A 14520-nucleotide genomic window follows, 5' to 3' on the forward strand; every position below is an offset into this window, starting at 1 on the left:
CGACGCGGCAGCTCTTTTGTTATTTTTCCAACAGCCGTACAGCTTCATCTCCCACTTCCTGGGTGGTGGCGGTGCCGCCCATGTCCGGAGTCAGGACTTTCTTTTCCACCATCATGGTCTCGATGATGTCAATCAGCTTCCGGCCCCAGTCCTTGTGGCCGAAGAAGTCCAGCATCTGGCTGGCGGACCATATGGAGGCCAGAGGGTTCGCCTTGCCCTGGCCGGCAATATCCGGAGCACTGCCGTGGATGGGTTCGAACATGGAAGGATATTTCCGTTCCGGGTTCAGGTTGGCACCGGCGGCCAGGCCCATGCCGCCGGAAATGGCGGCTCCCAGGTCCGTCAGGATGTCCCCGAACAGGTTGGAGCACACAATGATCCCGTACCGTTTGGGATCCTTCACCATGAACATGCTGGCCGCATCCACCAGGTAGGAATGGGTTTCCACATCGGGATAGTCCTTCCCCACTTCCGCAAAGATCTGGTCCCAGAACACCATGGAATAGTTCAGGGCATTCCCTTTGGAAATGCTGGTGAGGGATCTGTGTTCCTTCCGGGCCAGGTCATAGGCGTACCGGATGATCCGTTCCGTGCCGAACCGGGAGAACACGCTGTCCTGGATCACCACTTCCCGGGGCGTGTCCTTGTACAGCCAGGCACCGGCCCCGGCATATTCCCCTTCGCTGTTTTCCCGGACGAACACCATGTCGATGTCTTCCCGTTTCACTCCCGCCAGAGGGCAGGGAGCCCCTTTCAGCAGTTTCACCGGCCGCAGGTTCACATACTCATCGAAGCTCTTCCGGATCTTGATCAGAAGTCCCCGGAGAGAAATATGGTCCGGCACCCCGGGATAACCCACAGCCCCCAAATAGATGGCGTCAAAATGGGACAATTGTTCGATCCCGTCTTCCGGCATCATTTCCCCGTGTTCCAGGTAGTACTGGCAGCCCCAGGGGAAACAGGTGAAGTCAAAGCCAAAGGAACCGTCCAGTTCCGCTGTCCGTTTCAATACCTTGATGCCTTCCGCCAGCACTTCCGGCCCGATGCCGTCGCCGCCGATCACTGCGATTTTGTAGATTTTCTTTTCCATTGCTGTTCCTTCTTTCTTCCAGAATCCAAAAAGCCATGGACGGACCCGCCCTTTTCATGCTATTACTATAATACAAAAGTATTATTTTGTGAACTTTCTGTCATTCAGTCTGACCAACGAAAAGTTTGGCAAATCCCAAAGAATCAGGAGGCAATCATGTCCATCACCCCGGAACAGATCCGCTACTTCATCACCGCCTGCCGGTACATGAACTTCACCAAGGCCGCCGAAGAGCTCCACCTCACCCAGCCCGGACTCAGCAAAGCCATCCGGGAACTGGAAGGCCAGTGCGGGGCCGCCCTGTGGGAACGGCATCACAATTCCCTGGCCCTGACCCCTGCCGGCCGGGTATTCCTGGAACAGGCCCGAAAATTCCAGGACCAGTATGAACAGCTTGAGGCCACCGCCCGGTCCCTGGGCTCCGGAGAAGCTCTGCTGCGGATCGGCCTGGTTCCCATGTGCGGCAACACCATTTTCCCCGGTCTCCACCGGGCTCTCCAGGAAGCCTGGCCCCAGCTGCGGATCATCACCACCGAAGCCACCGGTCCCACCCTGTATTCCCTGCTGGACCAGCAGGAAATCGATCTGGCCCTGTGCGTCACCAACCATCTGCCGGAAGCCCCCTACCACTGCCGGGTCTTGAAGGACAGCCGGCTCATGCTGTTCGTCCACAGGGACCATCCTCTGGCCCGGCGGACTTCCGTGGACCTGCAGGACCTGGAGGATGAACCGCTGGTCCTGTTCACCGACCAGTTCGGCCAGACCCGGTACCTGCGCCGGCTGTTCGCCGCCTGCCAGGTCCACCCCCGGATCCTCCACCAGACCTCCCAGGTATTCACCATCCTGGAATACATCCGCCACCAGGCCGCCCTGGGTTTTCTTTCTGAAGAATTTGCCCAGGACGAAAAGAACCTGGTGGCCATCCCCGTGAACCAGATTGCCACCGGCCACGTGAATTTCGTCTGGAACCGGGATCCGGACCAGTTCCCCGCCCTGAAGCGGTTTTTGGAGTTTGTGGAAAATAGGTGGCCCCGGTAGGGACAGCAGGACCTGTCTGCAGTCTCTAGTCAGCAGTCCACAGTGAGCTTTTTGATTTACATTGTAAATCAACTATATTATAATTTTGGCTGATTTATTTAATAGGTAATCAAAAAAAGGACCCGTTTCCCGGCAGGGGAACGGGTCCTTTCCTACGGCCGCTGACCGTGGACAGCTGACAGTTCTTTATTTCATTACCAGCTGGCTCAGATCTGCCACCTGGTTTACCTGCTTCTTCACCTGGTTCAGCAGGGCCAGACGGTTGTTCTTTACTTTTTCGTCCTTGTCCATGACCATCACCGCGTCGAAGAAGGCGTTGACGGGTGCGGCCAGTTCATCGTTGGCAGCCAGCAGGTCGGCGTACTTCCGGTCGGCAGCCAGAGGAGCGGTGGCAGCAGCCACTTTTTCCACAGCTTCGAAGAGGGCCTTTTCTGCGGCATCCTGGAAGAGGGCGGCATCCACAGGGGCTTCCACCACATTGTTCTTGCTGATGTTTTCCACCCGGGTGAAGGCCTGGATGCTGTCGGCGGCTTTATCCGTTTCCAGATAAGCAGCCAGGGCATCGGCCCGGACGAAGATGTCTGCCAGGTCGTCCAGTCCCGGAGCGGCCAGGACGGCATCCACCACGTCATACCGGACCCCTTTGTCCAGCAGCATGTTCTTGGCCCGCTGGGCGAAGAAGTCGGCCACTTCATCCAGCAGCTTGGCTTCGTTTTCCACTTCCACCGGCAGGTTCTTCAGGGTTTCCGCCAGTACGGCCCGGAGCGGGAAGTGGACTCCGCCGTCGGCCACGATGTTCAGGATGCCCAGAGCCTGACGGCGCAGGGCGTAGGGATCCTGGGACCCGGTGGGGGCCATGCCCCGGCTGAAGGTGGCCACAATGTTGTCCAGTTTGTCCGCCACAGCCAGAATCCGGCCTTCGTTGCTCTGGGGCAGTTCATCGCCGGCAAACCGGGGCATGTACTGTTCCCCGATGGCCTGGGCCACTTTCTCCCCTTCCTTGTCCAGGAGAGCATATTCCTTGCCCATGGTGCCCTGGAGTTCGGTGAATTCTGTTACCATGCCGGTGACCAGATCCGCCTTGGACAGGAGGGCAGCCCGTTCCACGGCCTTGGCATCCGCTTCCAGGCCGGTGGCTTTCACCAATACGTCGCACAGCTTCTGGAGCCGTTCCGTCTTGTCATACATATTCCCCAGGCCGTGCTGGAAGGCCACTTCGTGGAGTCCTTCCCGGTGCTGGGCCAGGGATTTCTTCCGGTCGTTGTCGAAGAAGAACACTGCATCGTCCAGACGGGCCCGGAGCACCCGTTCATTCCCGTGGGTCACGATGTCCAGATGTTCCTTGCCCCCGTTGCGGACGGTGATGAATTTTGGCATCAGTTTCCCATCCTTGTCGAACATGGGGAAGTACCGCTGATGATCCCGCATGGGGGTGATGATGGCGCAGTCCGGCAGACGCAGGTACTTGTCATCGATATGGCCGCACAGTGCCGTGGGATATTCCACCAGGAAGGTGACTTCTTCCAGCAGGTCCGGAGAAATGGCGGCTTTGCCTCCTTCGGCCACAGCCAGGTCTTCGATCTGTTTCCGGATGGTTTCCCGGCGTTTGTCCACGTCCACCATGACGAAGTTGTCTTCCATGGTCTTTTCGTAGGAAGCAGCGTCCGGGATGGTGATCAGATGGTTGCTCAGGAACCGGTGGCCCCGGGCTTCTCTGCCGCTCTTTACATCGTTGGCTTCCACCGGGATCACCTGGTCATCCAGGAGAGCCACCATCCAGCGGAAAGGACGGACGAACCCGAAATCATAGTCAGCCCACCGCATGGTTTTGGGGAAGTTCAGAGAATGGAGGATGTCATCCAGGATGGCCGGCAGCAGGTCGATGGTCTTTTTGCCTTCCAGATGCTTCACGGCATACACATAGCCGTCCTTCTGGACCAGGTCCTTTACATCCACACCCTGGCCCCGGGCAAATCCCTGGGCGGCACGGGTGGGGTTCCCTTCCTTGTCAAAGGCAATCTTCAGGGACGGCCCCTTGCTTTCCACATTGGAGTCTTCCTGTTTTTCCGCTACCCCTTCCGCCAGGAAAGCCATCCGGCGGGGAGTCCCGTACACTTTCACCGTGCTGAAGGGGATCCGGGCTTCGGCCAGTTTCTTCCCGGCCAGTTCCTTGTATTCCTTCAGGATGCCGGGCATGTATTGGGCCGGCATTTCTTCCGTTCCGATTTCATATAATAAATTTGCCATATCCATTACCCTCTCTTCAGCATGGGGAATCCCAGTTTTTCCCGTTGTTCCACATAGGCCGCCGCACACAGCCGAGCCAGTGCCCGCACCCGGGAAATGTAGTTGGTCCGTTCGCTGACGCTGATGGCGCCCCGGGCATCCAGCAGATTGAAGGTGTGGGAGCATTTCAGCACATAGTCATAAGCCGGACGGATGTTGCCGGTGAGGATGACCCGTTTGGCTTCCTTTTCGTACTTGTCGAACAGGTCGAACAGCAGGTCGATGTCGGCGATGTCAAAGCTGTACCGGGACTGTTCCACTTCGTTGGTGTGGAACACATCCCCGTAGGTCACATCCCCCACCCACTGGAGGTCGTAGACGTTTTCCACCCCCTGGATGTACATGGCCAGCCGTTCCAGGCCATACGTGATTTCCACAGCCACCGGTTTGATGTCGATGGAACCCACCTGCTGGAAATAGGTGAACTGGGTGATTTCCATCCCGTCCAGCCAAACTTCCCAGCCCATACCCCAGGCCCCCAGGGTGGGAGATTCCCAGTTGTCTTCCACGAACCGGATATCATGTTCTTCCGGATGGATGCCCAGTTCCCGCAGGCTTTCCAAGTACAGTTCTTGGATGTTGCTGGGGGACGGCTGCATGATCACCTGGAACTGGTGATGCTGATACAGACGGTTGGGGTTGTCCCCGTACCGGCCGTCAGCAGGACGGCGGGAAGGTTCCACATAGCACACGTTCCAGGGTTCCGGCCCCAGTACCCGCAGGAAGGTGGACGGGTTCATGGTCCCGGCGCCCTTTTCCACGTCATAAGGCTGAGCCATGATGCAGCCCTGGTTGGCCCAGTACTTCTGCAGGTTCAAAATGATGGTCTGAAAATCCATTTTCTCTCCTCCTATACAAAAACTCCCGTCTCTGTAATATAGACAGGATACTCTACATTACAGGGACGGGAGGTTGTTCCGCGGTTCCACCCTGTTTGCCGCCCGAAAGCGGCCTCTCTTGTGAAGCGAACGCTCAGGGATGCCAACCCCCTCATTGCGTATTACAGAGGAACTATAACAAATCAGGCGGAACTTGTCAAGTTCCGCCTGGATTTTTCAGTTGGTGGGCCCACAAGGATTCGAACCTTGGACCAACCGGTTATGAGCCGGGGGCTCTACCGCTGAGCTATAGGCCCAATGCTAAAATTATAAACCAGAAAAGGAAATTCTGTCAATTATTCCAGGAATTCCTTCAGGGGTTTGCTCCGTTTGGGGCTCCGGAGTTTCCGCAGGGCCTTGGCTTCAATCTGCCGGATCCGTTCCCGGGTGACCCCGAAATACTGGCCCACTTCTTCCAGGGTACGGGTACGGCCGTCCATAAGGCCAAACCGCAGTTCCAGCACTCTCCGTTCCCGGGCGCTCAGGTGTTCCTGGAGCACCTTGCCCAGCTGTTCCTGGAGCAGGGTGTAGGAGGCGGCATCCGCCGGAGACGGAGCCTCCTGGTCTTCGATGAAGTCTCCCAAGTGAGAGTCTTCTTCTTCCCCGATAGGGGTTTCCAGGGAAACCGGTTCCTGGGCGATTTTCTGGATCTCCCGGACCCGTTCCACAGGCACGTCCATTTCCTTGGCGATTTCTTCCGGGGTCGGTTCCCGTCCCAGTTCCTGCAGCAGCTGCCGGGATACCCGGACCAGCTTGTTGATGGTTTCCACCATGTGCACCGGGATCCGGATGGTCCGGGCCTGGTCGGCAATGGCACGGGTAATGGCCTGCCGGATCCACCAGGTGGCGTAGGTACTGAACTTGAATCCCTTGTTGTAATCGAACTTTTCCACAGCCTTGATCAGCCCCAGGTTCCCTTCCTGGATCAGATCCAGGAACAGCATCCCACGGCCCACATACCGTTTGGCAATGCTGACCACCAGCCGGAGGTTGGCTTCGGACAGGCATTTCTTGGCGTTGTCCCCGCAGAATTCCATCCGGTGGAGGAGACGGCTGAAGCGTTTTTTGGCTTCTTCGATCTTGCTCTTGGTTTCCTCATCCACTTTCTGGTGGAGGGCTTTGTCGTCGATCACGGCAAACAGTTCCTGGAGAGTCCCCAGGGTGCTTTCCTCGGCTTCTTCCGCCGGATCGTCCGGGTGGACGGACTTCACCGTATGGGCCACCTTGTATTTGTTTTCCTGGAGCAGCCGGTTCAGCCGCTTCTTTTCGTCCATGGTGAAAGCCTTCACCAGGTTCTGGTAGTCTTCCGTATCCAGGATGTGATCCGTATTGGACAGAAGCTGGGCCTTCCGGTAGGTCAGGGAAACGCTCCGGTTGTCCACCCAGATGCCTTCTCTGGTGAGCAGTTCATTGGCCTCGTCCAGCAGCTTGCCGATGGACAGCCGTTTGTTCACCGGCGGGAATTCCCCGTCCGGCTTGTCCCCTTTCAGGATGACTTTGGCCTGGTTGCCTTTGTCGGCCCGTTTGGCCAGTTTGATTTCATCATCCCCGGCCAAAAGAGGCACCCGGCCGATTTCCTTCAGATACATGCGGACCGGGTCATCCACAATGACCCCTTCCGGAACGGACAGGTTGGCCAGTTCCGATTCGTCCACTTTCAGTTCGTCTTCATCGATGGTTTCCGGTTCCTCATCTTCGGCTCCGTCATCCACCACTTCAATGTTCTTTTCAGCCAGTTTGGAATAGATGGCATCCATCTCATCTACAGAGACGGTGTCTTCGTTCTGCAGCCGGTCCTGGATTTCCTTGTAGGTGAGAACGCCGTGATTCTTTTTGGCCAGCGCTTCGAATTCCGCCAGGTATTCCGCCGCGGTTTTGGGTTTGTCTTTCTTGCCTGCCTTGCTTCTGGTTTTCGTTCCTGAACCCGCCTTTCCCGTGGTTTTTGCCGCCTTCTTCTTTCTGGGAGCAGCCTTGGCTTTCCCCACTGCCGTGGGCTGGGCCTCACTCTGTCCTTTCTCTGCTGCCGTGGCAGTCAGCTGCGGCTCCAATTCTTTCTTTTCTTTTTCAGTCATTGGGGCGTTCCCTCCTTTCTTTCAAATGAGAAAAATCTGCATTTCCCGGCTTCATACCGGTTTTGTCAATTTTCCTATCTCCAATTTTATTCGCCGACATTCTTCTAATTCCTGCAAAAATTTTTCATTTCCCTCTTTTTCATATTTTTCCGCCAGTTGGCTGTGTTTTTCATATTCCCGGTCCAGGGCTGCAATCTGCAGCCGCCGGAGGCAGTCCTCCAGGATGGAGGGCAGGGTGCCCTTTTCCACATTGAGGCTCAGGATCCCCGTCAGTTCTGCCGCTCCCTCTTCTTCCAGATGGGGGAACAGGTCCCGGGGATCCCGGTAGGTCCCTTCCTGGACCATCCGGAGGAAGGTGGTGAAAATGGCCTGCCGGGCCGGGGTGGTGAAGGATTCCAGATGGGCGATGCCCTCCTGGCCCGGACGGGGCGGGATTCCTTCCAGGAAAGCCCGGAGCACCAGCCGTTCCGCCTGTTCCGTAGGGCTGGTCACCTTCACCTGCCGCTGGGTGAGCCATTCCGGATTGTAGCTCCGGCCCCCGAACTGACCCTGGGTCAGCTTCCGGTATTCGCTCTGGATCAGCCCTTCGTCAATGGCCAGCCGCCGGGACAGATCCCGTATCCGTTCCCCCACTTCCACGTCGCTCTGGCAGTCCCGGAACAGGGGCAGCACTTTGGCCACCGCTTCCACTTTGCCTCCCAGAGTCTCCAGATCACATTCTCCCAGCACCGTATCCATCTGGTAGTCCATGCCCGGTTTAGCATTCTTCAGCAGTTCCTCGAAGGCTTCCCTGCCTTCCTTTCGGATGAATTCGTCCGGATCCTTCCCGTCGGTCACATGCATCACCCGGCATTTGAGCCCGGCCTGGAGGGCCAGGGGAATGGCCCGCATGGCCGCCGCCCGTCCGGCCCGGTCGCTGTCGAAACAGAAGACCACTTCCGGGGTGAGCCGCTTCAACAGGGCCGCCTGATGGTCCGTAAAAGCCGTACCCATGGAGGCCACCGCCCAGTCGATGCCGGCGGCATGGAGGCTGATGGCGTCCATGTGTCCTTCCACGATCAGGGCCTGCTGCCGTTTCCGGATGGGGCCGGAAGCCCGATCCAGGCCGAACAGCAGATTTCCCTTGTGGAACCAGGGGGTTTCCGGGGTGTTCATGTACTTGGCCGGGGAGGCGTCCTTGTCCAGGATCCGGCCGGTAAAGCCTACCACCCGGCCCCGGGGATCCCGGATGGGAATCATTACCCGGGCCCGGAATTTATCGTAGACTCCGGTGCCCCGCTGCCTGGGACTGACCAGCCCCGCCTTCAGCAGCACGGCTTCCGTCACCCCCCGTTTTTCCAGGGCGGTGGAAAGAGTCTGGAAATCCGGCGGGGCCAGCCCCAGGCCGAAGGACTCGATAATGTCCTTCCCGATGCCCCGGCCGGCCAGGTACTGGATCCCCCGCTCCCCGTACCGGGTGTTCACCAGACAGGAGTGGAAGAACCGGGAAGCCAGGTCGTTGGCGGCCAGCACTTCTTTCGTTTCCTTTTCCCGGGCGATTTCCCGGGCGGATTTGGCCCGTTCCGGCACCGGGATCCCGTACTTCTCCGCCAGCTGCTTCAGGGCTTCCGGGAAGGTCAGATTGTCCCGCTTCATCACATAGGAGAACACATCTCCCCCGGCCCCGCAGCCGAAGCAGTGGAACAGCCCCCGGGCCGGATCCACCTTGAAGGAAGGAGTCTTTTCCCCATGGAAGGGACAGCAGCCCCAGTACTGGGTGCCACGGCGCTTCAGGTTCACCGTTTCGGAAACGATGGCCAGGATATCCGCGGCCTGCCGCACCTGCTCTTTGAAATTGGTCATTTTTTCTTTCAGTTCATCCATGGGATCCTTCCTTCTTCACTCCTGCAGTACTGTATGTATTCGACAAAAAAGAGGAAATTCCTGCTAATACAGAAATTTCCTCTTGACAAAATCCCTTTTCAGGATTCGTAGTCAAAACGTTTCCGGAGATATTCCAGGATCAGGCTGGCGGTTTCCTCAATGGCCCGGTTGGACACGTTGATGATCATGCAGTGGAGCTGCTGCATAATGGCCCGGGCGTATTCCAGTTCCTCCTGGATCCGGTGGATGTCCGCATAGTTGGCCCCGTCAGTGAGCCCCATGGCCTTGAGCCGGGCACAGCGGATCTCGTTGAGCTTGTAGGGGTCGATCAAAAGACCGATGATCCGGCTGGAAGGCACCTTGAACAGTTCCTCAGGAGGCGGGATCTCCGGCACCAGAGGCACGTTGGCCACCTTCAGCTGCTTGTTGGCCAGGTACATGGAAAGAGGGGTCTTGGAAGTCCGGGACACCCCGATGATCACCAGGTCCGCCTTGGCCAGTCCCCAGGGGTTCTTCCCGTCATCGTACTTGATGGCAAATTCCACCGCCGCCACCCGTTTGAAGTATTCATGGTCCAGGGCATGGATCAGGCCGGGCTGGTTCTTGGGCAGGAGCCCGGAGGTCTTCTCGATGGCCTTCAGCACAGGACCCAGGATGTCCACCACTTCCACATCCAGTTCAATGGCCTTCTGGGCCACTGCCTTCCGCATTTCCGGGGACACGATGGTGTAGCACACAATGGCATTCTGTTCCTTGGCTTCCGTGAGGATCTTGTCGATCTGCTCCACGCTCTTTACGTAGGGCACCCGGATGATATCGAATTTCTCCTGGACAAACTGGCTGGTGGTGGCTTTCACCACGGATTCCGAAGTTTCTCCGATGGAGTCAGAGATGGCATAGATGATCGGTGCTTTAGCTATGATAATTCCCTCCCTTTCCTTCCGCCAGCTCCACCAGGAGCCGGGTAAAGTTGGTCTTGGTCACCCGTCCCAGGACTTTCAGCCGCCGGGGATCCTCATCCAGAGGCCGGACCACAGGCAGGCAGTCGATTTCGTGGTCCATAAGCCGCCGGGCTGCCGAAGCCGCCGGTTCCTCCGGCGTGGCCGTGACGATTTTGCTCAGCGGTGTCATCACCATGGCCACCGGCAGCTGGTGCAGGTCGGACCCGGGGTTGAGTGCCGCCTTCAGCAGGTCCTTCCGGGACACCACCCCGTGGAGCAGTCCTTCCGGCCCTTCCACCACGAATACGGTACCCACGTCTTCCAGGAACATGGTAATGGCGGCATCATAGGCACTTTTTTCGCTGCTCACCACAATGGGGACGGATTTGATGTCTTCCACGGTAACGGAGGACAGTTCCTCCTGGAGGAGCCCCAGGGTGTTCTTGCCAGTGTAGTAGTACCCCACCCGGGGCCGGGCATCCAGGATGCCGCTCATGGTCAGGATGGCCAGGTCGGACCGGAGGGCCGCCCGGCTGAGCCCCAGTTCCCGGGCAATGGTTTCCCCGGCCACCGGGCCCTCCTGCCGTACGATTTCCGCAATTTTCCGCTGTCTAGCACTGAGAGGAATGGGACTCATCTCCTTTCCCTTGGATTCAGTCTCATTATAGAAGAAAAAGCAACAGGGTGCAAGAAGAGGGTGTGAAAGAATTCACACCCCCTTTTTATTACCAGGCCAGTTCTTCCTCGTGGAGGTTCCGGCCCCGTCCGGTGAGTTTGTCCAGGATCAGCCGCTGTTCCACCTGGGCCACCATCTTTTTGGTGAATTTCACCGCATCCGGGTTTACGGACATACTGTCGATGCCGCTCTGGACCAGGAAGGCGGCGAATTCCGGATAGACGCTGGCAGCCTGGCCGCACAGGGACACGGTCTTCCCATCCCGGTGGGCCACATCGATAAGGTGGCGGATGGCCCGTTTCACCGCCAGGTTCCGTTCATCGAACAGGTGGGAGATCACATCGTTGTCCCGGTCGCAGCCCAGGGTCAACATGGTCAGGTCGTTGGACCCGATGGAATAGCCGTCCACGAACTGGTTGAACTGATCCGCCAGGATGATGTTGGCCGGGATCTCCGCCATGAGCCATACCTTGAAGTCCGGCCCTCTGTGGAGTCCTTCTTCCGCCATGATTTCCACCACTTTCCGGGCTTCGTCCACGGTGCGGCAGAAGGGGATCATCACGTTCAGGTTCTTCAGCCCGTATTCTTCCCGGACTTTACGGACTGCGGCGATTTCCAGCCGGAAGGCGGCGGTGTATTTGGGATCATAGTACCGGGAGGCTCCTCTCCAGCCCAGAAGAGCGCTGGGTTCGTGGGGTTCGAAGGCTTCCCCGCCTTTCAGATCCCGGTATTCGCTGGATTTGAAATCACTGAACCGGAGAGTCACCGGCCGGGGTGCCATGGCGGCGCAGACTTTCCGGAACCCGTCAGCCAGGGCATCCACCACTTTTTCCGGATGGCCGGACTGGATCAGATACAGGGGATGTTCATGGATGTAGGTGGTCCAGATGAATTCTTCCCGCATGAGGCCGATGCCGTCACAGGGCAGGCTGCTGTATTTTTCCGCCAGGGCCGGGTCACCCAGGTTCATGTAAATCTTGGTGCCGGTGACCGGGAAGGTTTCCTGGGCCACGATCTGGGTCTGGGGTGCTGCGGCAGCTGCCGCTTTCTTCACCTGGAGGTTGCCGGCGAACACCACCCCGTTGGAGGCGTCCACGGTAATCTCATCTCCGGTGTGGAGCAGGCTGGTGGCTGCGGTGCCCCGGCTCTTGGTGCCCACGATGCAGGGGATGCCCAGTTCCCGGGAAACGATGGAAGCATGACAGGTCATGCCGCCGCTGTCGGTGACAATGGCCTGGGCCTTCTTCATGGCCGGCACCCAGTCCGGCGCGGTCATTTCCGTGACCAGGATCTCCCCGTCCTTGAATTCATCGATATCGGAGGGGTCCTTGATTACATGGACTTTGCCGTAGCCCATGCCCGGGCTGGCCGGCAGGCCTTTCACCAGTACCTTGGCGCTCTTGGTATCCTGTTCTTCCATTTTTTCCGCCGCCTTCTTTTCCTTGTTTCTCCGGGACCATACGGTTTCCGGACGGGCCTGGAGGATCCAGATCTTCCCGTCCCGTTCGTCGATGCCCCATTCCATATCCATGTAGCAGCCGTAATGGGCTTCGATTTTCTTGGCGTATCCGGCCAGTTCCAGGATCTGCTGGTTGGTCAGGGTCTGGCGTTTCCGGTCGGCTTCCGGCACCGGCACTTCTTCCGTATCCCCGCCCTTCTTCCGGACCAGCATCACATCCTGTTCGTTGACGGTAGCGGACAGGATCTTCATGTCATCCTTGGATACGATGTAGGTATCCGGGGTGACGATGCCCCCTACCACATATTCGCCCAGGCCCCAGGCTCCTTCGATCATGATGTTTTTGTCGTCCCCGTTGGCCACGTTCACCGTGAACATGACCCCGGCGGCCTTGGAGAACACCATCATCTGGATTACGGCAGAAAGGGCCAGAGACAGATGGTCATAACCCTGTTTTTCCCGGTAGTACACCGCCCGGTCCGTAAAGCAGGAAGCGTAACATTCCTTCACCTTGGCGATGACGCTGTCGGCTCCCTGGACGTTCAGATAGGTATCCTGCTGGCCGGCGAAACTGGCGTCGGGCAAGTCTTCTGCAGTGGCACTGGAGCGAACGGCCACATAGGGCTGGGCTTCCCCCACCTTGGCCGCCAGTTCCCCGTAGGCTTCCCGGATGGCATCCTGGAGATCCTGGGGCATTTCCTGTTCCATGATGGCGGCCCGGAGCTGACCGCACACGGTGCTCAGCTGTTCATTGTCCTCCACATCGGTGAGGCTGGCCAGCAGGCTGCGCATTTTTTCTTCCAGGCCGGTTGCTTTGATGAAGTACCGGTAGGCGTAGGCGGTTGTGGCAAATCCGTAGGGAACCGGCACATCAGTCTTGGAGGTCATTTCCCCCAGAGACGAAGATTTGCCCCCTACAATGTCCACATCTTTCCGTTCCAGCTGTTCGAACCACAACAGGTATGCTTTGGATTTATCCATAATATCGCTCCTTTACTCTACGCTATTGGCGGTTATATCCTCGATATAGTGTATACTATATCACTATGATGCGGCATAATCAAGAGAAAAAATAGGAGGCCTGCTGCCAATGCAGCAGACCCCGGTCAGCGGTCAGCCGTCAACAGTCAACGGCCCAAGGAAGCCAGCACCGCTGGCTTTGAAATGTTATTTTGTTTCTCCCGGCGCTTCCGTGTGGGCGAAAGCCTTGCCCACTGCGCGCTCCGCCACCAGATAGGTGTGGTTCACCGGATCCAGCACCAGGGGACGGAGTTTGGCCGGGTCGATTTTCCCGTCGGTGAGGATGCTTTCGTCAGCGCTTACGTTGAGGATCTCGCCTACCAGCCGCTCGTTTTCCTCATCATAGCTCTTTACCCGGCATTCCAGTACCATGGGCAGTTCCGCAATGATGGGGGCATTCACCCGGCTGGATTTCTCCACATGGAATCCGGCCCGGGCCACTTTGTCCGGTACCTTGTTCCCGGAAACCAGTCCCAGGTAATCGCAGGCCGCCAGCTGGTCTTCCGTGGCCATGCTCACGGTGAAGGCTCCTGTTTTCTTCAGGTTGGCCACGGTTTTGTGGGTCCGGGCCAGGCAGAAGGAAATCTCCGTATCATTGCTGATGCCGCCCCAGGCCGCATTCATCACATCCGGCACACCCTGTTCATCATAGGTCCCGATCATGTACACCGGCTGAGGATAGGTCAGGGGCTTTGCGCCAAAATCTTTCCGCATGGATATCACACTCCTTTGGTTCCATTATACCATAACTGTCACTTTTTCCGGCACAGCAGCCAGAGGAAGTAGGGGGCCCCGAACAGAGCTGTAATGATCCCCACCCGGATCTCTCCCCCCGGCAGGAGCAGCCGGCCCAGGCTGTCGCAGAACACCAGGAACAGACCCCCGCCCAGGGCGCTGAGCGGCAGCAGGGTCCGATGGTCCGGTCCGGCCAGCAGCCGGAGGCAGTGAGGCACCAGGAGCCCCACAAAACCGATGTTCCCTCCGGCGCATACCCCAAGTCCCATCAGAAGGGCCAGCCACCCCAGCAGCAGTTTCCGCCAGAAGGGGGCATCCATTCCCAGGGACAGGGCCTGTTCCTCGCCCAGGCTCAGCACATTCAGCTGCCGGCCCCAAAGGCACAGGACGGCCAGCACCCCTGCCAGCACCGGCAGCAGCAGCTTCACCTGGAGCCAGGTGCCCACTCCCAGGTTCCCCAGG

General features: G+C 58.2%; 11 protein-coding genes, 1 tRNA gene and 1 pseudogene. 1 reads left to right on the forward strand and 12 read right to left on the reverse strand.

What is annotated here, in order from left to right:
* Positions 1–19 precede the first annotated feature (19 nt).
* The gene (locus QVO43_RS05955) at positions 20–1090 is read right to left on the reverse strand and encodes a tartrate dehydrogenase (protein WP_022487636.1); all 1071 of its coding nucleotides are present in this window, start codon (positions 1088–1090) and stop codon (positions 20–22) included.
* 156 nt (positions 1091–1246) lie between these two features.
* On the opposite strand from QVO43_RS05955, the gene QVO43_RS05960 reads away from it, so the two are divergent.
* Positions 1247–2128: a LysR family transcriptional regulator gene (locus tag QVO43_RS05960; RefSeq protein ID WP_022487637.1), complete on the forward strand. Its 882-nt coding sequence runs from the start codon at positions 1247–1249 to the stop codon at positions 2126–2128.
* 186 nt (positions 2129–2314) lie between these two features.
* Here the strand turns inward: QVO43_RS05960 and glyS are convergent, their stop codons facing one another.
* The 11 genes and pseudogenes from glyS to QVO43_RS06010 all read right to left on the reverse strand — a co-directional run.
* Positions 2315–4375, reverse strand: coding sequence for a glycine--tRNA ligase subunit beta (glyS, locus tag QVO43_RS05965; protein ID WP_022487638.1), 2061 nt, complete (start codon positions 4373–4375; stop codon positions 2315–2317).
* 5 nt (positions 4376–4380) lie between these two features.
* Positions 4381–5253, reverse strand: a complete 873-nt coding sequence (gene glyQ / locus QVO43_RS05970) for a glycine--tRNA ligase subunit alpha (RefSeq protein ID WP_022487639.1) — start codon at positions 5251–5253, stop codon at positions 4381–4383.
* A 221-nt stretch (positions 5254–5474) separates the two neighbouring features.
* Positions 5475–5549, reverse strand: a tRNA-Ile gene (locus tag QVO43_RS05975).
* Positions 5550–5588: 39 nt separating this feature from the next.
* Positions 5589–6785 carry an RNA polymerase sigma factor RpoD gene (gene rpoD, locus QVO43_RS05980; RefSeq protein ID WP_374047541.1) on the reverse strand — a complete coding sequence of 399 codons (1197 nt, stop codon included), beginning with the start codon at positions 6783–6785 and terminating at the stop codon, positions 5589–5591.
* A 54-nt stretch (positions 6786–6839) separates the two neighbouring features.
* A pseudogene (locus tag QVO43_RS10195) lies at positions 6840–7364 on the reverse strand (RNA polymerase sigma factor region1.1 domain-containing protein); the annotation flags it as partial.
* A gap of 51 nt (positions 7365–7415) precedes the next feature.
* Positions 7416–9227: a DNA primase gene (gene dnaG / locus QVO43_RS05985; RefSeq protein ID WP_022487641.1), complete on the reverse strand. Its 1812-nt coding sequence runs from the start codon at positions 9225–9227 to the stop codon at positions 7416–7418.
* Between the two features lie 98 nt (positions 9228–9325).
* Positions 9326–10147 (reverse strand): pyruvate, water dikinase regulatory protein, encoded by an 822-nt coding sequence (locus QVO43_RS05990; RefSeq protein ID WP_347567405.1) that lies wholly within the window; start codon positions 10145–10147, stop codon positions 9326–9328.
* Entirely contained in the window at positions 10140–10805 is a 666-nt protein-coding gene (locus QVO43_RS05995; protein ID WP_022487643.1) for a helix-turn-helix transcriptional regulator, read from the reverse strand. Before QVO43_RS05995 ends, QVO43_RS05990 begins: the two co-directional genes overlap by 8 nt.
* An 88-nt stretch (positions 10806–10893) precedes the next feature.
* The gene (gene ppsA / locus QVO43_RS06000) at positions 10894–13284 is read right to left on the reverse strand and encodes a phosphoenolpyruvate synthase (RefSeq protein ID WP_022487644.1); all 2391 of its coding nucleotides are present in this window, start codon (positions 13282–13284) and stop codon (positions 10894–10896) included.
* A 186-nt stretch (positions 13285–13470) separates the two neighbouring features.
* Positions 13471–14037 (reverse strand): flavin reductase family protein, encoded by a 567-nt coding sequence (locus QVO43_RS06005; protein ID WP_022487645.1) that lies wholly within the window; start codon positions 14035–14037, stop codon positions 13471–13473.
* A 38-nt stretch (positions 14038–14075) separates the two neighbouring features.
* Positions 14076–14520 (reverse strand): FecCD family ABC transporter permease (locus QVO43_RS06010; protein ID WP_288174624.1); only part of this gene is annotated, 445 nt, incomplete at its 5' end.

It is taken from the genome of Acidaminococcus sp. CAG:542, from assembly GCF_000437815.1.
Taxonomy (GTDB): Bacteria; Bacillota; Negativicutes; order Acidaminococcales; family Acidaminococcaceae; genus Acidaminococcus.